Source organism: Fibrella arboris (assembly GCF_041321095.1).
GTDB lineage: Bacteria > Bacteroidota > Bacteroidia > Cytophagales > Spirosomataceae > Fibrella > Fibrella arboris.
Genome location: NZ_JBGGWE010000009.1, coordinates 84,894 through 109,101 on the forward strand (window position 1 = coordinate 84,894; position 24,208 = coordinate 109,101).

Consider the following 24,208-nt stretch of genomic DNA (forward strand, 5'->3'; position numbering starts at 1 on the left):
ATTTAAAACGGTAGACCGATTTACGGGCGTACTTTCGTTGACGAATATCAACCTGAATATTCTCCCTGTGAATCGTCTACTGTTATTGCTAGTTATCGGCCTGGTTACGTTACCGGCACTTGCCCAGAAAAAAAACGACTCATTTCAATACGCCATGCGGCGTGCCACCTCACCTGTTCGGATCGATGGCGTGGCCGACGAACCGGCCTGGCAGCAGGCACAACTGGCCGCTGATTTTCGGATGGTGCTCCCCATGGACACCAGTCTTGCCAGGGTGCAGACAGAGGTGCGGATGACCTACGACGATCAGACGATCTACGTGGTGGCCGTCTGTTATTTTCCGAAAGGGCAACCCTATATGGTCGAGTCGCTGCGGCGAGACTGGAACTTCGGCAAAAATGACAACTTCTTCCTGATGCTCGATACGTTCGACGATCAGACCAACGGCTTCGCTTTCGGGGTAAATGCCGCCGGCGCGCAGTGGGATGGCCTGATGTACGACGGCAATAAGATCAACCTGAGCTGGGATAATAAATGGACGTCGGCCGTAAAGAATTACGACGACCGGTACGTGTTTGAAGCGGCCATTCCCTTTAAGACCATTCGTTACAAAAAAGGCGTTGGCCGGTGGGGCCTCAATTTCAGTCGGCAAGACCTGACCAGCACCGAAAAATCAGCCTGGACGCCCATTCCGCGCCAGTTTCCTACGGCCTCGCTTGCCTACACAGGTACGTTGGTGTGGGATCAGCCGCCCCCATCGGCGGGCCCCAACGTATCGCTGATTCCGTATGCGCTGGCCAGTAGCGTACGCGACTTTAACAACCCGGAGGTAAACGCCGGTCAGGTGGCGTTTGGGGGCGATGCCAAAATTGCGCTGACCTCATCGATTAACATGGACCTGACCATCAACCCCGATTTTTCGCAGGTAGAAGTAGACCGTCAGGTAACCAATCTGGATCGCTTTGAGCTATTCTTCCCGGAACGGCGGCAATTCTTTCTCGAAAACGGCGACCTGTTCGCCAACTTCGGCTACGCCACCATCCGGCCCTTTTTCAGCCGCCGAATCGGGCTTGGCGTGCCTATCCGGTATGGCGCACGGGTAAGCGGCAAACTCAACAAAGACTGGCGGATTGGCCTGATGCAGATGCAGACCGGCGACGTACCGGCGACGGCCCTGCCTCGTCAGAATTTTACCGTAGCCGCCCTGCAACGACGCGTGGGCGTTCGGTCGAACATCGGCCTGTTGTTTGTCAATAAACAATCGCTCGATTACGTACCGGCCGATGGCGCCACGGCCTATTCACAATACAACCGGAACATCGGCGCCGAGTACAACCTCTTGTCGGCCAATAATTTATGGACGGGTAAGCTATTGTACCTGCAATCATTTTCGCCGGGAAGCACACCCAATAACAACGTGCTGGCGGGTAACCTGCAATTCAACAACCGGCGCTGGCTGGTAAGCGGACAACACGAATATGTGGGCGAAGAGTATAATCCCGAAGTTGGGTACGTTCCCCGGCGCGGCTACCAGAAACTGGCGCTTCAGGCCGGTTACCTGTTCTTTCCGACGGGTACATCGATCCTGAGCCACGGGCCAACGGTGAGTAGTACGACGTTTATGAATACGGGTCTGTCGCGGCAACTCGACAACGAACACTGGCTATCGTACGGCATCACGTTTCGTAACCGCATCACGTTCAACGCCTGGACGGCCACTGATTTCGTGCGTCTGTTAACCAACCTCGATCCCACCAATTCAGGCAAAGCGCAATTGATGGCAGGTACGTTGCACCACTGGCAGGCCTGGGGGACCGAGTTCATCTCGCAACCACAGAAGCTGTTTACGTATGGCTTTACCTCGCGCTACGGTGGTTTTTACGATAACGGCACTCGCCTGAACCTGACCGCCGATCTGGGCTACCGGATACAACCGTTTGCCAGCCTCGCCCTCAGCGCCAACTACAACCGAATCGACCTCCCCGCGTTATCGGGCCTTACCCAGTTCTGGCTCGTTGGCCCCCGCCTCGACCTGACCATGACGAACAAGCTGTTTCTGACGGCCTTCATGCAGTATAATGAGCAGATCAAAAACGTGAACTTGAATACCCGGCTACAATGGCGCTACAAACCAGCGTCCGACCTGTTCATCGTATACACCGACAATTACCTGCCCGACAATTTCGCCGTGAAAACCCGTGCGCTGGTGATGAAGCTGACCTACTGGTGGAACGTGTAGTGCCGGACGATTAGCCTGACATAAGGGGCCGTCTGGCTACACGTCTTTCAGTATCCCGAAGACTGAGTCCGATCAACAGTACCTGTCGCTATCAACGGGAACGCCAGGGTTTCGCAATGGCAAAGCGCTCCTTCCTGGGGATGACAGAACCAGAGGGAACGGTGCCTTTGCGACTTACTTATCCGTTCGGAATGGAGAAGCGGGGAGCCCTTCCTTATTGTAGAGATTTGGGTGAACCGGGTTATCGGCCCAGGCATAACGCACAAACTGGGGCGAAGGCACTTCATCGCTCCACACGACCACCTTCCCGCCGTTGATTTCGGCTTGTGCCCACACAAATTTTTTGTCGGCCCCGGCAATAGCGAATTCACCAGGTGCTTCCCCATCATTGGTTATTAGACCACTGCCAGTGTTGCTGAAATTGACCACAATTTTATTGCCTTCGATGGTGGCCGACTGGTACAATGGGCCGGAAGAAACCAGGTTTTCGTGGTAAGCTGTTTTGAGCGCGGCCAGGGCGAGGCGCTCGCCCACATCCTTTTTGTTATCGGGGTGAATATCGTTCCATTCGCCCAGGTCAATTGCCACAGCCATTCCCGTGTTTGGGACGGTCAAAGCGGTCAACTGGGCTTCTCTCAGCACCGCCCAATCACTCTCTGATGGCTGGTAGCTGTAGTCCATGTAGCCAGGAAGCTGTACATACAGAAATGGCAACGTACCCAGCTGCCAGCGATTCCGCCAGTCGTTGATCAGCGCGGGCATCAGCTTTTGGTATTCCTGTGGTCGACCGGCGTTGCTTTCGCCCTGGTACCAGCAAATTCCTTTGATCGCATACTTTATTGCCGGCGCTACCATCGCATTGTAGAGGGCCGCAGGCTGATTCTGGGCACTGACGCCACCACCAAAACCGCCGCTGGCGGGCCGGTAGGCCGTGCCTACCTTGTACTGCCAGGTGCCTTTCAGATCAACGGTATCGGCCCCGGCAAACAGGTAGTAGGGTTTATCGGGTACAAAACCACCCTTCCCGGCGGTGTTGGTTACCCGGACCACGAAAACATTCTTCCCCGCTTTGAGCACACCGGCAGGTACGTTGTAGCGCCGTTGCGGGTACTGATAGGTGGTTCTGCCTACCTGTTTACCATTAATATATAGCTCATCGGCATCAACGATCCGGCCCAGAAACACCTTGGCTGACTGGCCCGCCATCGACGTCGGCACGTCGATTTCGCGCCGGTACCAGACCACGCCATTCAGGTCTTTTAGGCCCTGGTCTTCCCAATAGCCGGGAATGTTGATCGACCGCCAGCCTTTGGGCGTATAGGCCAGATCGAACCAGTTGGGAGTAGCTGTCATGCCCAGATCTACGGGCGGCGCGGCTCTGTTTGGTCCAGTTGCCGGTCGGCGGTTGGCCCTGTTGACATAAGCCGTATCCTTGTTTTTCTCGACGGTAGCTTTCAGGGTCGGGAAATCGGTTAGCCCGTCTTCGCTGATCCAGGCTTCGATGGGCGTCCCCCCCACACTGGCGTTGATAATGCCCACAGGTACGTTGTATGTCGCCTGGATTTTCTTCGCGAAGAAATAGGCGACGGCCGAAAATGGCCGAACATCTTCACCCACCGCCGATTTCCAATGGCCCTCCGGAATATCGCTCTGAGGCCCTTGCAGGCTGGTCAGCGTAGGCACCCAATAGTGCCTGATTTGCGGGCTGTTGGCTTCCCGAATCTCGTTGGCGTAGGTAACGTCATGGATGTTCAGTTGATGGACCATGTTGCTTTGCCCACTGCAAAACCATACGTCACCAATAAGAATGTCGTTGATGGTAAGCGGCGAACTTCCGCTGATGTCCATGGTAAACGGCCCACCCGCTGGCATTGGGGGCAACCCAACCTGCCATTTTCCAGTGGCATCCGTTACCGTTCTGTAAGGCTTATTTTTGAACCGTATGGCAATTTTTGTGCCCGGCTTGTCCCACCCCCATACCGTCAGTTTGGCATCACGTTGCAGAATCATGCCGTCGCTAATCAGTTTGGGGAGTCGGAGTTGCGCGTTGGCCAGCGTGCCGGTTGCCAGTAAAAGGCAAAACAAGACGAGTCTTTTCATTAGTACACAGGCGTTGTCCTGATGCTTCAGGACAGCATTTAGGCTACTGTTTTTGGTTATGCAATCGGTTACAGAGACAAAGCACAAAAGGCTACCCGACATACTATAGGGCATCGGCTGGTTTTCTATAAGCCACCAGCCCTCTTTTAGTTGCCGACTAGTCGGCTACGCGGCTCTCCGGCATGAGCAAACCAGCCCGGTCGTGATCCGGCCTGCCAGATGGCGGTCAAGCTGCCCCTGAGCGACCGCCTGCCCCTTCACTCGTTCGCTGCCTGGAATAGGGCACTTGTACTCAGGCGCGTAACAGTAAGATAATATACTGCTTGACTCATATAAAGAATAAAGAGTATTAAGCTAAGTATAATTTTCGCCCTAGTGGATTTTTCGGGCATAAGTCAGTCAGATTACGTGCTTCCCACCGTCCGTTTTAACGTAAATATTATCATTTTTTTAAATACTTGATTCCCTGTTTTCAGTACACAGTGTAACCGGACCTTTGCACCCAAAATCAACATCTGTTATGACCCAATTCTATTATTATCGCTTTCCAGCGCTGGCTTCGGCCGTAGGGAGAGTGCTATTTTGCGTCCTGCTGGCCCTCCTGATACTACCCGTCCAAGGGGAAAATCGCATACCGGCTTCGGAGCGGGACGCCCCTTCATCACGTATACATCTTCAGGCCGACATCACCATCAGCGGGCGGGTGACAGACGCGGCCACCAACGAAGCACTGGCAGGCTGTACGGTGGTGCTGAAGGGTACCCAGAAAGGCACCACTACCGACGCCAACGGCGACTACCGGATCGTGGTGCCCGACAACAATGCGGTGCTCGTATTCGGTTTCATCGGTTTCGTATCGCAGGAGATGGTTGTGGGCAGCAAAACAACCATCAATGTATCGCTGGCTGCCTCGTCGGCCGATTTGGGGCAGGTCGTGGTGATCGGCTACGGTACCGCCACTAAAAAAGACGCGACCGGTTCGGTTAAATCGCTGAAAAGCACCGACTTCAACCGGGGTATCATCAACTCGCCCGAGCAACTGCTGCAGGGTAAAGTGGCCGGCGTGAACGTCACGGCAGCCAGCGGCGAACCCGGCGGACGGCAGAACATCACCGTTCGGGGGCCGGGTGGGGTCAGAACGGGTAGCACCCCCCTGTTCGTGCTCGACGGCATTCCGCTCGACAACTCCAGCACGGGCGGTGCCACCAATCCGCTCAATTTCCTGAATCCACAGGATATCGAAGCCATCGACGTGTTAAAAGATGCGTCGGCAACGGCCATCTACGGGGCTCGTGGGGCCAATGGCGTCATTCTGATCACCACCAAAAAAGGCAAAGCAGGTGCAGGAACCCTGACGTTGTCTACGAACGTGGGCATCTCGAACATCGCCCACCCGATAGCCTTGTTTTCGGCCGAGGAGTATAAAAAGCAGGTCGCCGCTGTTGGAGGCGTGGTAGATGATCAGAAAGCCTCGACCGACTGGCAGAAGGAGATTAGCCGCCAGGCCATCACGCAAGACCATAACCTGTCGTTCAGTGGGGGTGCCGAAAAGCTTACCTACTACGGCTCGGTGGGCGTACAGAATCAGCAGGGTATTCTGAAAAACAGCCAGTTGAACCGGTATACAGGACGGTTCAATGCGTCGCAGAAATTCCTGGAAGACCGGCTTACGCTGGACGTGAACCTGACGGCATCGCAAACAGAGAATACACGTCCGCCCATCGAGGGTATTATCGGGGCGGCACTATCGGCCAACCCAACGTACCCAGCCCGCGACGCAACCGGTGCGCCCGCTCGCTATCAGGCGTTTACGAACCCGCTGCTGTCGCTCGATTTGCAAAAAGACGTGACTACCATCAACCGGGTCGTGGCCAGTGTGTCGCCGTCGTTCAAGATCACCAAAAGCCTGACATACAAGCTCAACCTGGGCATCGACAATGCCAGCTCGACCCGCGATCAGCAGCTTTTTGCCAGCCTCATTCCCCAGCAGGATGGCCGCCTGGACGCCACCTACCAGAACAACCGGAACGTGCTGATCGAGAACTATTTCACCTACACGCTAAACCTCGACAAGCACAACCTGTCGGCGCTGGCGGGTCACTCGTTCCAGAAATTTTCGCTGACGGGCCGCAACTGGAGCATCAACAAATTCCCGCTGTCGCCCATCGAGCCCGCCAACAACCCCGCTTTGGGGCAGGAACTGAGTCTTACCACCAATCGGCCGGGTGGCTATGCCATCGAGAACGAGCTTCAATCGTTTTTTGGCCGGGTAAACTACCAGTACAACAACCGCTATCTGCTGACCGCAACGGTCCGGGCCGATGGGTCGAGCAAGTTCGGAGCCAATAACAAGTATGGCGTTTTCCCGTCGTTCTCGGCAGGCTGGCGCCTGTCGGAAGAGGCGTTTATGAAATCGGGACCCTTCTCTGACCTGAAACTGCGCGCTGGCTGGGGACAGACCGGTAACCAGGAAATACCCTCGAAGATCACCCAGGCGCTGTTTACCTCCAGCACCTCGGCGGCCACCAGTTATCCGCTCGATGGCACCACCGTGTATCCGGCTGGTACCACCTACACCCGACTGGCCAACCCGGACATTCAGTGGGAATTGTCGACCCAAACCGACCTTGGCCTCGATTTCGGTCTGTTCAACGGCGCGCTGACCGGTACGGTCGATTACTTCCGAAAAGTGTCGGGCAAGATTCTGCTCGAAGTCATTCCGGCCGACCCCATCCAGCCCGCTTCGACCTACTGGACCAACGTACCTGACATGACCATCACCAACCAGGGTGTTGAGCTGGACCTCAACTACCGCTACGCCAGCACGGGCGGCTTCCGGTTCGATGTGGGTGGCAACATCACGTTCATCAGGAACATCGTACAAAACTCGCCGTATTCAGTCATCACCTCCGGGTCAGCGTCGGGGGCCGGGCTAACGTCAGCCACGGTCAACGGGTACGTAAATGGGCAGCCTATCGGTACGTTCTTCCTGCGTGAGTACATCGGCATCGATGATAAAGGCGTCAGCAAATACCGCGATATAGATGGCGATGGCATTGGGGGTACCGACAAAGATCGTATTGCGGCGGGTAGCGCATTGCCCACCCAGCAGTACAACCTCAACGTCGGGTTCGGCTATAAAGGCTTTGACCTGGTGGCCAACTTCAACGGCGTATCGGGCAATAAACTGTACGACAACACGGCCAATGCCTACTTCTTCAAGGCCCGGCTGGTGAAAGGGCTGAACGGCCCGGCAGAAGCCATCGGCGAACCAAACGAGTCGATCAATAACTCGGCTCCGGTCTCGACCCGGTTCCTGAAAGATGGGGCGTTCACCCGGCTCAACAACCTGTCGCTCAGCTACAACGTCGATGTGCAGAAACTGGGCATCAACCGCTGGGTAAAGGGTATCCGGGTGTCGGCAACGGGGCAAAACCTGTTTGTGATCACGAACTACAACGGTTATGACCCCGAGGTAAATACCGACCGCACGGTCAACGGCATTTCGTCGTACGGCATCGATTACCTGAGTTATCCCAAAGCCCGCTCATTCCTGTTCGGCCTCAATCTCACGTTTTAACAGTACCCCACCCCCGGCCCCTCCCCTTAACCAAGGGGAGGGGAGCACTGCTCCGCCACTTTACCGATTAGAGTGAAGTTACTTCACGAAGTAGCGAAGCTACTGTAGTGCGACTCCCCCCCCCTTAACCAAGGGGAGGGGGACAATGCTCCGCCACTTTACCGATTACAGTGAAGTTACTTCACGAAGTAAGCGAAGCTACTGTAGTGCAACTCCCCTCCCCTTGTTTGAGGGGAGGGGCTGGGGGTGGGGTAACCCACATACGCAAATGAAAAAGACACTTATTCTCACACTGACCTGTTTCGGCCTGATGGTGCTGAACGGATGTACTGATCTTACCGAGAACGTTTTGGATGAGTCCTCGGCAACGGGCCTCACCGATAAGCAGGCGGCTGATGGTAACCTGGCGCCGGTATATGCCCGCCTGCCGGATATATTCCTGCACACGAACTACTTCGCTCTCCAGGAGATATCGTCCGACGAGGCTATTCTGCCGTATCGGGGTGGTACCGACTGGGGCGATAACGGCATTTACATTGCCCTGCACCAGCACACCTCGACCAGTACCGACCCCAACATTCGCAACACCTGGAATTTTCTGACGCAGGGAATTTCGCGCTCGATCACGGCGCTCAGCGCACTCCCGACGATCAACGACCCCAACGTGAAAGTCTACATGGCCGAAGCACGGGGCATGCGGGCCTACTACAACATGATGATGCTCGATTTGTTCGGGGTGGTGTTCCTGAAAGAAAACCCGCAGGCGATTTCAGATGTGTTGCGGGGCGAAGCAGCCCTCAACTACGTGAAGGCAGAACTGCTGGCCGCCGAACCCGACCTGCTCACCACCGTTGGCCCCGGCCGCCTGACCAAGGGCGGGGCCTGGGGGCTGCTGGCGCGTTTGTACCTGAACGCCGCCGTGTATCGCGACCGGTACGCCACACAGCTCACGTTCAAACCCGAAGACATGGACAAGGTGACGGAGTATTGCGACAAGATCATCAACTCGGGCCAGTACCAGCTTTCGCGGGATTATTTCTCCATTTTCAATTCCGACAATAATTCCAACAAAGAATTGATTTTTGCCGTCGACCAGCGGGCTGAGTTGAACGGGACCAATCGCCTGGCGTACTTCTCCCTCTCGGGCGACCAGTATCCGCTGCCCGCTTTCCCGGCGGCCAACGGCACCGATGGGCCGGCCATCACCCCCGATTTTTACCGGAGTTGGGTCAATGCCAATACCAGCGACCCGGCTAGTGCCGATCCGCGTTTCTTCAAGCAAAACTGGACCATCCCAGCCGATTCATGCATTACAGATGCCAACTTCAACATGAACCGGGGTATCCTGCGTGGGCAGCAATATGGCCTGGTGCGGGTAAACGGTGCGTTTGTCAAGTGTGGTGCCAATTTCCGGGTGGGTAAGCTGTTCAACGTATCGCGCAACCGGCCTACCTTACCGGTTACCTTCACCGAACAGGTAAACTTCACCGTCGCTGGCAGCGATTACAACACGGGCTATCGGGTGCTGAAATACGAATTCAGCCGTAAATCGTCATCGGGCCGTAACCTTGGCGATGTCGATATCCCGATTGTGCGGCTGGCTGATGTGTACCTGATGCGCGCCGAAGCTAAACTGCGGAAGAGCAACGACGCCGCCAGTGCCCTCGCCGACGTGAACGTTGTACGGGCGTCGCGCACCGCGACCGCCCCACCCCCTGCCCTCACCAGCATGAACCTGGATCTGCTGCTGCGCGAACGGGGTTTTGAACTGTACTGGGAAATGGCCCGCCGGACTGATCAGATCCGGTTTGGAAAATACGAAGGCACCTGGACCGAAAAGACAGATTCAAACCCGCAAAAGCGCCTTTTCCCCATTCCTCAATCAGCCATAGACGGCGCCTCTAACCTGCCGGGTTATCTGGTTCAGAACCCGGGGTACTAGGTACGTTGTTAATTGGCATAGCCCCCCGCCGGCATACCGGACCACCTACAGGGAGCCTGCTGGCGCACTAGTACGCTAACGCGGAGCTAGAATGCGCCAGCAGGCTTCCTGTAGGTGGTCCGGTATGCCGGCGGGGGGCTATGCCATTAAGAAGACGACACCGAATAACACACTGCGCCGATTAAATTTGATAGTCCATTCAACACTCATTATGCTCAACCGGCTCCTGCTTGCAGGTCTTCTCCTGGCGTTTACAGTACCTGCTATAGCTCAAAAACGGGCGCATCGTCATGCCTCCGACAAACGGACGCTGGCCGATCAGACAGCTGACGGGTTTCCACTGGCGATGCCCTACAACCGGCTCATCGACCCGGCAGGAACGGCCGTATTTTTTGGCGATCCCAAACTGGAAAACCACGCCCTCGATCTTACGCCTCTTCCCGGCGGCAATCAACTGGTCATCGAAGATCGGTACGGCATAGCGGTGTTCGACAAGGCTACCCGGAAGATTACGTACCGCTGGAGTTTAAGCGATGCGTCGGCGACCAAAGGGCTGATGAGCACGTTCTCCGGCATCGAGGCTTTTGTGGTGAATGGGCAAACGTACCTGGCCTGGGGGGCATCGGAACGCGAAAACGGCAAATCGGGCGTGGTGATCGCCGCCTGGACGAATGGGAAGGTGGGTAAGGTTGAGCTGTTGCCGTTTGCGCCGGTGGCCCCCTCGCCCCTATCGCTCCCCAACGATGTGGCAGCCCGGATGGAAGGCGGCGACTGGTTTCTGTACGTAGCCCTGAACGGCAACAACCAACTCGTTAAAGTCAGGTTTGCCGACCGCAGCACGGTCTGGACTGCCCCAACCGGCGTGGCTCCTTACGGCCTTGCCCTGACCAGCGATCGGGCGTTCGTGACAAACTGGGCGGGGCCGCTCCCAACCAACGTACCCGACTCGACCGGCAAAACCGAAACGGCGGGCGTACCCTGGGGGCAGGCATACATCGATCCCCGCACCGGGGCCATCGCGCGGGGCACGGTCTCGGTCATTGAGCTGGCGACAGGGCGTGTCGAGTCAGACATCTCTGTTGGACTGCATCCCAACGCGATTTTGCCCAGCCCGGACAAGAAGCGGCTGTACGTTGCCAATGGTAACAGTGATTACATCTCGGTTATCGACGCAGCGACAAAGCAGGTTATCGATTCCATGGCCGTAGGCCTGTTTGGCATGGGCGACACCTACATTGGCAGCACGCCCAACGCCCTGGCGCTCGACTCAGCCGGCACAACCCTCTACGTCGCCAATGGGCACGACAACGCCATTGCCGTAGTTGACTTGCGACCAGCAGACCGGCCCAACCAGGCACGTGGAACGGCGGTTCGTGGGTACGTGCCTACGCAGACCTATCCGGGCGGGGTGTTGCTGCTCGACAACACGCTCTATGTCACGAATCTGGAAGCAACCGGTGCCCGTGCGCTTACTCCAGCCGATCAGGGCAGTCAGGGCCGGAACGTAAAGCCCGACCAGCCGGCTTACAACTCGCACCGGCAGTTGGCTTCGCTCTCGATCATTCCACTTCCTTCTGAGCGTGAGCTGAACAGCTACACCGAACGGGTGCGCCAACTGAGCCTGCAATTCCGGCTGGCCATTGCGGCCAAACTACCCCGTCGGAACGCGCCGCCCCGCCCCGTTCCGGAGCGGATCGGTGAGCCGTCGGTGTTTCAGCATGTGGTGTACATTATCAAAGAGAACCGCACCTACGATCAGGTGCTGGGTGATATCCCCGACGGCCGGGGCATGCCGTCGCTGTGCATCTTCGGCGACAGCATCACGCCTAATCAGCACCAACTGGCGCGGGATTTCGTGCTGCTCGATAATTACTACGCCTCCGGCAAATCATCGGCCGAAGGACACTCCTGGGTCGATGCCGCCATCGTGACCGATTACACCGAAAAGAGCGTCCGGGGCTGGTTTCGGTCGTATCCGCACGTGCTGTACGACGCGCTGGTCTACAACAAAAAAGGCATGATCTGGAACAATGCCCTCGACCACGGAAAAACCGTCCGAATCTACGGCGAAGCCTGCACCTGCCAGTTCGACAAGGCCAAACACGACTGGACCAAACTCTACAACATGCGTTTGACGGGCCAGCCGTTCTCGTTCACCAACACCACAACCATTTCGCGGGTACGTCCCATTCTGGCGGCAGACTTCCCCGGTTGCGACGACGAGATCATCAACGACCAGATGCGGGCCGATGCCTTCATTCGTGAACTGAACGAATACGCCGCCAAACCCGGCGATCAATGGCCCAACCTGATGGTGATGTCGCTGCCCAATGATCACACCTCGGGCATGAGCCCGAAGTTCCCGACGCCCCGCGCCATGGTAGCCGACAATGACCTGGCCGTGGGACGCATCATTGAGGCGATTCAGAAAAGCCGGTTTGCGGCTAACACGGTCATTTTCATTACCGAAGATGACTCGCAATCGGGCTGGGATCATATTTCGGCGTATCGAACCACCGGATTCGTAGTCAGTCCGTATTCGCGGCTGAAGCGGACGGTGACGACCAATTACAACCAGACGTCGATGGTGCGCACGATCGAGCAGATTCTGGGCCTCCCTCCCATGAACGTCATCGACGCCACCGCCCTGCCCATGTTCGACTGCTTCATCGATAACCCCGATCTGACCCAGTACACAGCGTTACTTAACCGGGTTCCGCTCAACGAAATGAACAAACCCCTATCAGCCTTGCGGGGCCGTGCCCTGGAATACGCCAAAGAGTCGGTAGAAGAAGCGGAGGAGGGGATCGATACCGGCGAAGACGAGCTGAACAACCGGATTCTGTGGTTCTGGGCAAAAGGCAACACACCCTACCCACGAGTTCGTTAACTACGAGTGCCTATCTGAGCACCCTGTTCACACCTGTTCTTCAAACGGTCATTTCAGGCCGAAACGTGGCTCTACCCAGGGTTAAGTTTCGGCCTGAAATGACCATTTTTTTAAGACCCCGTAGAACTGATTACTGCTAAATCTATATAGCCTACAGAATGAGCTTGTTAGGTTATTTTCTTATGACTAAAATTACTTATATGAAAGAATCCAGAATTATAAAACCATTAACGATAAATTAAAATATTTTAACATATAGCTAGTAAACGTCTCCCATAAAGCCTCTTTTGTAGCCGATTAGTACAAACAAGACAGGATAATTTATGCGAACTTTTTTTACGAGACGAGTATCTGGTCAGATACGGCTGGATCACTCAACACCAGGCTGGCTATCGACAAGCCGTCTGTTCGTAGCATGGGCATTCGTGCTGCTGTGTGCAGTAGGTACGTATGCCCAGACCCGAATTACAGGGCGCGTAGTAGATGATCAACAGCAGGGGCTACCGGGCGTGAGTGTTGTGGTAAAAGGCACCACTACCGGTTCGGTGACTGATGCGAACGGTCAGTATACGCTGACTGCACCCGATAAAGCCATTGCGCTCGTGTTCTCATATATCGGCTATGTGTCGCAGGAAATACCGATCAACGGAAAGAATGCGATCAACGTGAACATGGCGGCAGACACCAAGTCGCTGAACGAAGTGGTGGTGGTGGGGTACGGTACCCAGCGGAAAGAAACCATTACCGGTTCCGTTGTTGCCGTGAAGGGGGGCGATCTGGTAAAATCGCCGACCACCAACCTATCGAACTCGCTGGCCGGGCGTTTGCCGGGCGTAACAGCGGTGAACCGCAGTGGGGAACCCGGTTACGACGGGTCGACGATTCGGATTCGGGGCACCAACACGCTGGGTAACAACAGCGCACTGGTCGTTGTTGACGGTATTCCTGACCGGGCGGGTGGACTGGACCGGATCAACCCGGCCGACATCGAAACGATTTCTGTGCTGAAAGATGCCTCTGCCGCTATTTACGGGTCACGGGCGGCCAACGGCGTTATTCTGATCACGACGAAACGCGGCAAAAGTGGCAAACCGCAATTGTCGTATTCGTTCAACCAGGGATTTGCCCAGCCAACGGTAGTGCCTAAACTGGCCAACGCGGCGCAGTACGCTACCATGCTGAACGACCTGAACATCTACGAACTACCCGTAGCCGAATGGGCCGCTGCCACGCAGGCGTACAAGGCTACAGGTACGTATACCCGCCCCGACGGAACGGTACGGACGGCCCCGTATTCGCCAACCGACATTACGAAGTACAACGATGGATCGGACCCCTGGGGACACCCCAATACCGACTGGTATAAATCGACGCTGAAAACCTGGTCGCCGCAGGCGCGTCATAACCTGCAACTGACCGGCGGTTCAGACGACTTCAAGTACCTGGCCTCGCTGGGGTATCAGAACCAGGATGCGTTTTACAAGAATTCGGCAACGGGCTATCAGCAGTACGACCTGCGGATCAACATCGACGCGAACATCAGCAAGAACCTGCATTTGGCGCTGGGTATTTTGGGGCGTGAAGAATTCCGGTATTACCCAACGCGGGGGGCCGGGGCGATCTTTCGGATGCAGATGCGCGGAAAGCCGAACCAGCCTGCTTTCTGGCCGGATGGCCGGCCGGGGCCCGATATCGAGAACGGCGAAAACCCGGTGGTCATTACCACGAATGCGACGGGCTACGATCGCGACAAACGGGACTATATTCAGACCAATGGCCAGCTTGACCTCAAGATTCCGGGTGTTGAAGGCTTGAAACTGTCGGCAACGGCGGCGGTGGATAAGCTGAATCAGAACAACCGGCGCTGGGAAACGCCCTGGACGCTGTATGAGCGCGGCTCGGGTGTAGATGCCAACGGCAACCCGAACCTGACGGCCAGTGTACGCGGCCCTGCAGAACCTCGCCTGACGCTGGGCAACAACACGCAGCTGAACATTCTGCTGGGGGCTATCGGTACGTATGAGCGGAAATTCGGTGATCACGGCCTCACCGTACTGGCCGGGGTGAACCGCGAAACCATCACCGGCGACAACTTCAACGCCTACCGTCGGTACTTCATCTCGCCATCTATCGACCAATTGTTTGCTGGTGGAGCGCTGGAGCAGAACAACAACGGAGGCGCCTTTAACCGGGCGCGTCTGAACTACTTCGGGCGGGTCGCTTACAACTACAAAGACAAGTACCTGTTCGAGTTCCTGAGCCGGTACGACGGATCAGATATCTTCCCGGAGGCAACACGGTATGGGTTCTTCCCCGGCGTGATGGCGGGATGGGTCATTTCGGAAGAGAACTTCTGGAAAGGCGCCGCTCCGGTGATGAACTACTTCAAAGTACGGGCCTCATGGGGGCAGTTGGGTAACGACCAGATTTACTTACCCGGCACGACCACCCTGGCGACGTATCAGTACCTGGCAACATACGGGTTCAATACGTACATTATCAACAACGCGCAGCAGCAGACGCTGGGCGAAGCCCGGATTCCTAACCCCAACATTACCTGGGAAGTGGCCAACAACGCCGACATCGGGATAGAAGGGCAGTTCCTGAACGGGAAGATCAGCTTCGAGTTCGACTACTTCAATAACCTGCGTACCTCGATTCTGTATCCGCGTAACGCCTCCGTTCCCCGGACAACGGGCCTGACGCTGCCACCAGAAAACATTGGCCGGGTCCGTAACAGCGGCTTCGACGGGCAGATCAGCTATAATGGCAAAGCGGGCGACCTGCGCTTCAGCGTGGGCGTTAACGGTGGCTACGCGCAGAACAAGATCCTGTTCTGGGATGAAGCCCCCGGCGCACCAGACTGGCAGCGTACCACAGGCAAACCGATCAACACCTACATTGCCTACCAGTACGACGGGGTGTTTGCTACCCAGGAAGAGATTTCGGCCAACAAAATCGACTACTCGGCTATCGTGAAGACGCTTCGTCCCGGCGATATGAAGTACAAGGATTATGACGGCGACGGCAAGATTACGCCAAACGACCAGGTACGTAACAACCGCACGAACCTGCCCCTGTTCCAGGGCGGCATGAACCTGACGGCTTCGTACAAAAACTTCGACCTGACGATCCTGTTCCAGGGAGCAGCCGGGGCGCAGCAGTACATCAGCCTGGGCGAATCGGGCAACATCGGTAACTACCTGCAGGAATTCTACACCGACCGTTGGACGGTAGAAAACCCCAGCAGCGTTCACCCACGCATTGCCAACCGGAGCGATCAGTACTACTCGGGCGGCAATACTTACTGGCTGCGGTCAGCGGATTATATCCGCCTGAAAAACTTCGAAGTGGGCTACACGATTCCAGACACGTTTGCCAAAAAAGTGGGCATCAGCAGCCTGCGGATCTACGCAAACGGGCTGAACCTGTTCAACATCGTTAACAAACTGGGTTCGTTTGACCCCGAAGCCGACAACGCTACGGGTCAGTACTATCCACAGTCGCGCATCATCAACTCGGGTCTGACGCTTCGTTTCTAATTACCAATACTATGTTACGACAAGTTAAAACCATCAGTTTAAGTCTGCTCATTGCATCGCTCGCTGTAACGGGCTGTAATGACCAGTTCGTCAATACGCAGCCACTGGATCAGGTAGCCGGGTCAACCGTGTGGTCTGATGCCGCACTGGCCGAAGCGTTTGTGACCGGTATCTATGCCGGGCTGGGCCAGGGCGGCTTCAATGAGCAGCAACTGGCTTCGCTGACCGACGAAACCATCTTTACGCACCCTGGACGGGGCATCACGACCATCACCGAGGCCCGTACCAACCCGGCCGATCCGGGCTGGATCAACGAGACCATCGACTGGAACCAGATGTACCTGCGCATTCGGGCTACCAACCTGGCGCTCCAGAATCTGGCCACACCGGGCTTTGCCAACACAAACGGCATCGCGGACCGGCTGAAGGGAGAAGCCCTGTTCCTGCGGGCCTACTACTACCATCAGCTGGTGCGCTACTACGGTGGCGTACCGATCGTCGACAAGGCGTATTCGCTGGGTGAAGCGGATTATGCCTTGCCCCGCAACACCATGGAGGAGTGTATCAACTTCATTGTAAAAGACTGCGACGCGGCAGCCGCCCTGCTGAAAGGCAAATCACTGGCCAAAGGACGGGCCACCGACCTGGCTGCGCTGGCGCTGAAATCACGCATTCTGACCTATGCCGCCAGTGACCTCTACGATGCGGCGACAGCTAAAGCCAAATCAACGGCGCACGCTACGTTTGCTCAGCCCCAACTGCTTGGGTACGTGAGCGGAAGCCGGGCCGACCGCTGGCAGAAAGCGAAAGACGCCGCCAAAGCGGTACTGGACCTGACCACCGGTTACCAGTTGAACCTGTCGGCTCCGGTGACGAAAGACGCCGGTACAACCAACTACATGAACATCGCGCTGTCGCGTAGTGGCGGCGAGCAGGACGTCTTGTTCTCCCGTTCGTTCATCAACCAGAAGCCGGAAGCAGGTGGTCAGCAAGGGCTGTATAACGGGCCAAACGGGTACCACAACTGGGCGGGTAACACACCGGTGTCGCTGCTGGTCGACGATTACGAGATGATGGATGGATCGAAATTCAGCTGGAGCGATCCGGCCAAGGCAACGACTCCCTACGCCAACCGTGATCCCCGTTTCTACGCGTCGATCCTGTACGACGGCGCTCCCTGGAAGCCACGTACTGCCGACGTAGCCGCGAAAGATCCGGTCAACCAGATCCAGACGGGACAATATGAAGTAACGAGTGGGAGTGGCAAGGTATCGATCGCCGGTCTGGACACCCGCAAGAGCACGGTGGAAGACTGGAACGGTAGCTACACGGGCTATTACATGCGTAAGTTCATTGACCCCAACCCGGCCATCGTCGATCAGAACACGTACCAGCAGATTCCCTGGCCGTTCTTCCGGGTTACGGAGGCTGCCTTCAACTACGCGGAGGCCTGCATTGAACTGGGTCAGGATGCGGAAGCAAAAACGTGGCTGAACCGGATTCGCTTCCGGTCAGGGATGCCTGCTCTGACCGAGACGGGCGACGCCCTGCGGCAACGGTACCGCAACGAACGACGTATCGAGATGGTGTTTGAAGAACAACGCTACCACGATGCCCGCCGCTGGATGATTGCCCCCACGACGCTGGGCCGCAAGGCAAACACCATCAGTATCACGGGTACGTTGAAACCAGGCAAGACCATGACCCAGTACCGCTACGATCCTACCAGCTACGACTATGCGTATCGGGTAGTCGAGATTGATCCGGGGAAAGAGAACCGTGCCTGGCTGGATAAGCTGTACTTCCTCCCCGTCAGCCGCGATGAGATAAACCGGAACAGCAAACTGGTGCAGAACCCGGGGTACTAAAGGTCTGTTTAGCCGTACATAATGCAGGACTAATCGGCTGAAAAGTGCGGCTTACTCCTTATCGTCAACTAATGCCAGCGTAACTCACGCTGGCATTAGTCATTTAAACCTGGTCATCGTTACCAACGGGCAACGTACCTGGATTTCTTTTACCAGAATTAATCACAGCTGATCGTTCTTGCGCTGTAGGTTGCTGTTGCGTGTGTGTTGCTTCGCGCGCTAGGCCCTTCGACTAGCGAAGCAACACACACACGCAACAGCAATCTTTTCATTAATGATTTGTGTTCATTACAGGTATTTCCTGCTTACTGCCACAACTCAGCTGATATTGTCGTGTATTCTCCGTTTTTCTTTTCCATGACATTCCCTTTCCAACGTTCATCTGGTCTAGTACTGGTTGCCGCCTGCTTCGCCGTTCTGAGCTGCCAGGACAGTTCATCGACCAATGAATCGGCCGCACCGACACAGGCTACGACTCCCACCGGGCCACCCTTGTTTACTCTGCTTCCGCCCGATCAGACCGGTATCACCTTTGCCAATAACCTCAACGAAGGCCTGAATACCAACGTGTTGATGTATGAATATTTCTACAACGGTGGTGGTGTGGCCGTGGGCGATTTGAACGGCGACGGCTTAGACGACATTTATTTCAGTGGCAACATGGTGCCCAACCAGTTGTACCTCAATAAAGGGAACATGGTCTTTTCCGACGTGACCAAGGCGGCAGGTGTGGCCGGGCGCGAAGGGCCGTGGCGCACCGGTGTGTCGATGGCCGACGTGAATGGCGACGGTCGGCTCGACCTTTTTCTGTGTTATTCGGGCAGTGTACGACCCGAAAACCGGACGCCGCAACTCTTCATCAACGACGGTCCCGACGCGCAGGGCATCCCTCACTTCACCGACCAGACCGCGCAGTTCGGTCTGAATAACCCGGCCCAAAGCACACAAGGAACCTTTTTCGACTATGACCGCGATGGCGACCTGGACCTGTTCCTGCTGAATCATAATCCCAAATCGTTGCCCGTTCTCGATCAGGTCAGCACGGCGGCCTTGCGCAAACAGACGAACCCGGAGATTGGCATGCGGTTGTTTCGGAACACGCGGAACCGGTTCGACGACGTTACTGGCCGGTCGGGTCTGAGCAGCTCGGTACTGAGCTACGGGCTTGGCGTGGGCGTATCGGATCTGAATGCCGACGGATGGCCCGACCTGTACATTTCCAACGATTACGCTGTTCCCGACTACCTGTACATCAATAACCACGACGGCACGTTCCGGGATGCGCTCAAAACGAGCGTCGGCCATACGTCTAACTTCTCGATGGGCAATGCCGTAGCGGATGTCAACAACGATACCCGACCCGATATTCTGACGCTGGATATGCTGCCCGAAGACAACCGGCGGCAGAAACTGCTGATGGCCCCCGACAACTACGAAAAGTACGCGCTCAGCGTGGAATCGGGCTTTCATCATCAGATCATGCGCAACATGCTCCAGATCAGCAACGGCGATGGCACGTTCCGTGAAACCGGGCAACTGGCGGGCATTTCAAACACCGACTGGAGTTGGGCGCCCCTTCTGGCCGACTACGATAACGACGGCTGGAAAGACCTGTACGTTACCAATGGGTACGTCCGCGATTACACCAATCTGGACTTTTTGAAGTACATGGCCGATTTCATGCAAAACCGGCCCACCAACCCACAGCGGGAGGACATTCTCGAGCTGGTTCACCGGATGCCTTCGTCGAACGTAGCGAACTACGCGTTCCGCAATCGGGGCGAACGGGACGGAAACGTTACCTTCGAAAACGCCGGACAAGCCTGGGGCCTCACCCAAGTGTCGAACAGCACCGGCGCCGCCTATGCCGATCTGGATAATGACGGCGACCTCGACCTGGTTGTCAACAACACGAACCAGCCCGCCTATATCTTCCGGAATGGAACCGATAAAAAAGGCCACTTCCTCGGTATCAAGCTGGTTGGTGGCGGGGCCAATACACAGGGAGTTGGGGCCAAGGTGACCATTTCGCGGAAAGGCAACCGGCAGTATGCCGAACAGATGCCTACGCAGGGCTACCAGTCGAGCGTGTCGCCCCGGCTGCACTTCGGCCTGGGTACCGGTACCAGCATTGACTCTGTACAGGTTGTTTGGCCAACGGGAAAACAGCAACTGCTAACCAACGTAAAAGCAGACCAGCTGCTGACCATCCGGGAAGCCGATGCCCGGTCAACATACCGTGTTCCGGCCCCTGCCCCCACGCTGTTCCGCGCCACCAAATCGCCACTGGCCTATACGCAGCCAACCACCACGATCAATGATTTCAAGCGGCAGCCGCTGCTGGTCAATGCGCTGTCATTTAGTGGTCCATGCCTGGTTAAAGCCGATATCAATGCCGACGGTCGTGAAGATTTGTTCGTAGGAGGCAGCAGCGGTCAGGCGGGGGCGATCTATATGCAGCAGGCGTCGGGCCAGTTCAGCCGCCTGCCCCAACCCGCTTTCGACGCCGATACCGCCTCGGCCAACACCGATGCGGCCTTTTTCGATGCCAATGGCGATGGTTTCCCCGACCTCTACGTGTGTAGCGGCGGCTACGGTGCTTTCCAGCCCAATGATCCACGCTTGCAGGATCGGCTGTATCTGAACGACGGAAAAGGGCATTTCACCAAAAGCCCCGCCGCCCTGCCTACCATGCGAACCAGCACCAGTTGCGTGCGGGTTGCCGATGTGAATGGCGATAATCGGCCCGACCTTTTCGTTGGCGGTCGGGTTATTCCGGGTCGCTACCCCGAAACGCCGCGCAGTTATCTGCTGATCAACGGGGGCAACGTACCTGGCGGCCAACCCAAATTTACCGATCAGACAGCGCAGTTAGCCCCTATGCTGGCTCAGCTTGGTATGGTCACCGATGCCGCCTGGACAGACCTCAACGGCGATCGTAACCCCGAACTCGTTGTGGTTGGCGAATGGATGCCCGTTACGGTACTTGGTCTGGTAAACGGCGGAAAACTGACCGATCAGACAACGGCTTTCCTGGGTAAGGAATACCGGGGCTGGTGGAACAAACTGCTGGTCGATGACCTCAACGGCGACGGTCGGCCCGATCTGGTAGTGGGCAATCAGGGCCTGAACACCCAATGCCGCGCCAGTGACCGCCAACCCGCCGAACTGGTCTACAAGGACTTCGACAATAACGGCAAGATAGATCCGGTCCTGTGCCTGTATGTGCAGGGTAAGCGCTACCCCCACGCCACCCGCGACGAACTGCTCGACCAGCTAAGCATGCTTCGGCAGCGATTCACCAGCTACGACACCTACGCCAACGCCACCCTGACCGACGTGTTCACCAGCGACGAACTCCGCGACGCCAAACGCCTGACGGCTAACGAGTTTCGAACCATGTCGTTCCTGAGCAGTTCGACCGGCAAGTATACGGCCGCCCCCCTGCCCACCGCCGCGCAGCTAGCGCCCATTTTTACAATCACCGCACTGGACTACGACCACGACGGTACAAAGGATTTACTTCTCTGCGGCAACACAACGCAGGCGCGCCTGCGCTTCGGCCGGGCCGATGCCAATAGTGGGGAATTGTTGCGGGGCAATGGCCGGGGCGGATTTGTTGCCATCCCCCCCGCACAGGCGGGCTTCGGGTTGACGGGCGATGTCCGTAGCGTTGTGTCAGTAGGTAACACGCTGCTGATCGGCATCAACCAACAAGCTGTTCGCGCTTATCAACCCGTGAAGCCGTAGAGACATAGGACGTATATTTTGTGTATGTAAACATGTATAAGATTTTCCTTGTTGTCGCCCTGCTTCTCGGTAGCCAGTTCCGCTGCTACGGGCAATCCGGCACTCCTGCTTTGCCTGATACCGACTACGCAGTGTATTCGGCGGTCATCGATGATTATTCCGGTTGCGCAAACAGCCAGCTTGCCTACCAAAGAGGCAGGTTACTTTTCATAAATACCACAACAGTGGTTCTCAATGGCAGTACAGCTGGTTTCTCGTTTGACTTTAAAAAATCGCAGGAATCGATTGAAGCGACGATGTTCCCGCCTAAAGATCAGGACTACAAAAGACCTGACTGGGCCCTTTTTTTTAATACCGTCGACACAGCCCAATTTACCAGCTACTTATTATCCCGATTACCAGTATTGGCCTGCCGCCAGTCGGCTTGGTGGACTCCAGCAAAAAGGGCCTATTATTTCAACAGGCAGGGTAGCAGAGGCTATTATGAGTTGCAAAAAGACTATCCGACATTCGGTGGTCTGATTCAGTTCTCGAAAGTAGCGTACTCGTCCGATGGCACGAAAGCAACCTGTTACTACTCAGAATCAAATGAGTCCGAAAATGGCGCGGGCTACGTGATTTTTCTGGAGGCAAAGGAAGGTAAATGGCAATTGGTTTATTCCGTCATGCTCTGGATTTCCTAACCGGCACGATGACTTATCAACCCAATAACCAGCAAAACCAAAAAGCCCCGAATCGGTCAGATTCGGGGCTTTTTGGTCAAGTGATAAACCTAACGACGGCCACCGCCACGTGAGCCACCACCGCCACCGAAGGAACGTCCACCGCCGAAGCTACCGCCACCGCCATACGAGCGGCCACTGCTGTAGTTTCCACCGCTAAATGAGCGGGGCTGGTAGGAAGGAGCGCTACCCATCGACTGGGTACGTCCTGACGGAGCGCTCATCCGGGCACCACCGTTGTAGACGTTACCGTAACTACCCCCGCCACGGCTGCTGTATCTGCCGGTGCCAAATGCCTGACGGGCGGCGCCCACGAATCCACGGTTGCCATAAGTAACGTACCCACGGCCGCCCACAATCCGGTCATTGTAATAGGTATTGAACCGGTTATACAGGTGTGGGTACGAATAATAGCCCCGGTTGAAGAACCAGTTCGAGAAGCCGTATGAAGGCAGTCCGTAGAACAGCAGGTTGCCGCCCAGGCCATAGGCGAAACCGGTGCCAAAGCCGTAGCCATACGAAGGATACCACATGGGCGAACCGTACCAGTAGGGATATCCGAACCAGTAGGAGTATGGGTTTGCGTAGTAATTAGGCGAATTGGCAGGCCAGGCGGGGTTCGGGTTAATACCACTGGTGTTATAACCATTCGCCCGGGCATACTCCTGACCAGCCTGCTGCAACTCCTGACGAGCCTGTGGGTCCTGATTCAGTTGATTCTGATAGTCAGCCAGTTCCTGCTGATTCTGGGCTTCGATTTTCGTATGCAGATCGGTCAGTTGCTGCGTAATACCTTGCGGATCAGTCTGATAATCACGGCCAAGCTGCGCCGTTTTATCAAGCTGCTGGGTCAGTAATGATAGCACATCCGGCATGGTGATCAGCTGCCGGAAAGCCGATTGGGTGGCGCCGTCGAGGGGAGCAATCAGACTCTCGAACGACTGATTAGCCTGCTGATTCAGCTTGTCGGCCTGTATTAGATCATCGTGATGATGACGAAATACCTTCCAGGTCGACTCCTGCAAACTGGTCGGCATCGATTTGGTGATCGCCTGAACGGTGGCCTGATCAGTGCCGGCGGGCAGCAGGGCCAGCGCGTGCTGAATGTCGGGGAAGCGGGCCAGTTCATAAAACCACCCCTGTTTGGTTTGGCCGTATGACTGGATCAGCCGTTCGAAAGCATCGCGACTGTTGTCCTGTTGCTGAACCAGTTTATCGAGCACATTCGGCTGCTGACTAGCCAACAGGGCCGCACGGCGAACATCATCGCGGTAGGAAGCAATCGACGTAAAAAGAGACGGATTTGGATCAGCCGTAGTGGCAGCAGGCTGATTGCCGTACGTAGGTGTCTGCGCAAGCGTGGGTTGCCATTGGGCAAACAGCAATCCCAAACCCAGCATCAGTGCGTTGGCGGTTGGGAAATTGGTAAGCGCGTTCATGTGCAAATCTTGATTTAACGTGATCGTGGGTGAACCCGTTTCGTCGCGCAGGTGCCTATATGCAGGCACTTACATCAACTGGTCGGGCGACCATATTAATAACAAGAATACGCCTGAAGTTAGTGTCCAATGTGGT

Annotated in this window: 10 protein-coding genes; 8 read left to right on the forward strand and 2 right to left on the reverse strand. The window is 56.1% G+C overall.

Annotated features, from left to right (window positions below; translation table 11 throughout):
* Positions 1–67 precede the first annotated feature (67 nt).
* Positions 68–2,239, forward strand: a complete 2,172-nt coding sequence (locus tag ACAW75_RS16540; RefSeq protein ID WP_370729851.1) for a carbohydrate binding family 9 domain-containing protein — start codon at positions 68–70, stop codon at positions 2,237–2,239.
* Positions 2,240–2,413: 174 nt separating this feature from the next.
* Here ACAW75_RS16540 and ACAW75_RS16545 read toward each other — a convergent pair whose 3' ends face one another.
* Positions 2,414–4,339, reverse strand: a complete 1,926-nt coding sequence (locus tag ACAW75_RS16545) for a sialate O-acetylesterase (RefSeq protein ID WP_370729852.1) — start codon at positions 4,337–4,339, stop codon at positions 2,414–2,416.
* A 520-nt stretch (positions 4,340–4,859) separates the two neighbouring features.
* On the opposite strand from ACAW75_RS16545, the gene ACAW75_RS16550 reads away from it, so the two are divergent.
* The 7 genes from ACAW75_RS16550 to ACAW75_RS16580 all read left to right on the forward strand — a co-directional run bounded on the left by ACAW75_RS16550 (position 4,860) and on the right by ACAW75_RS16580 (position 22,594).
* Complete coding sequence (locus ACAW75_RS16550) at positions 4,860–7,919, forward strand: SusC/RagA family TonB-linked outer membrane protein (RefSeq protein WP_370729853.1); 3,060 nt, start codon at positions 4,860–4,862, stop codon at positions 7,917–7,919.
* Positions 7,920–8,187: 268 nt separating this feature from the next.
* Positions 8,188–9,861, forward strand: a complete 1,674-nt coding sequence (locus ACAW75_RS16555) for a RagB/SusD family nutrient uptake outer membrane protein (RefSeq protein ID WP_370729854.1) — start codon at positions 8,188–8,190, stop codon at positions 9,859–9,861.
* Positions 9,862–10,072: 211 nt separating this feature from the next.
* On the forward strand, positions 10,073–12,751 hold the full coding sequence (locus ACAW75_RS16560) for a bifunctional YncE family protein/alkaline phosphatase family protein (protein ID WP_370729855.1): 2,679 nt from the start codon (positions 10,073–10,075) through the stop codon (positions 12,749–12,751).
* Between the two features lie 323 nt (positions 12,752–13,074).
* A complete protein-coding gene (locus ACAW75_RS16565; protein WP_370729856.1) occupies positions 13,075–16,293 on the forward strand; it encodes a SusC/RagA family TonB-linked outer membrane protein in 3,219 nt (1,072 codons plus the stop codon).
* An 11-nt stretch (positions 16,294–16,304) separates the two neighbouring features.
* Positions 16,305–18,161 (forward strand): RagB/SusD family nutrient uptake outer membrane protein, encoded by a 1,857-nt coding sequence (locus ACAW75_RS16570; RefSeq protein WP_370729857.1) that lies wholly within the window; start codon positions 16,305–16,307, stop codon positions 18,159–18,161.
* Between the two features lie 357 nt (positions 18,162–18,518).
* On the forward strand, positions 18,519–21,911 hold the full coding sequence (locus tag ACAW75_RS16575) for a VCBS repeat-containing protein (RefSeq protein WP_370729858.1): 3,393 nt from the start codon (positions 18,519–18,521) through the stop codon (positions 21,909–21,911).
* Between the two features lie 32 nt (positions 21,912–21,943).
* The gene (locus tag ACAW75_RS16580; protein WP_370729859.1) at positions 21,944–22,594 is read left to right on the forward strand and encodes a hypothetical protein; all 651 of its coding nucleotides are present in this window, start codon (positions 21,944–21,946) and stop codon (positions 22,592–22,594) included.
* 89 nt (positions 22,595–22,683) lie between these two features.
* Here the strand turns inward: ACAW75_RS16580 and ACAW75_RS16585 are convergent, their stop codons facing one another.
* The gene (locus ACAW75_RS16585; RefSeq protein ID WP_370729860.1) at positions 22,684–24,072 is read right to left on the reverse strand and encodes a DUF3300 domain-containing protein; all 1,389 of its coding nucleotides are present in this window, start codon (positions 24,070–24,072) and stop codon (positions 22,684–22,686) included.
* Positions 24,073–24,208: the final 136 nt, after the last annotated feature.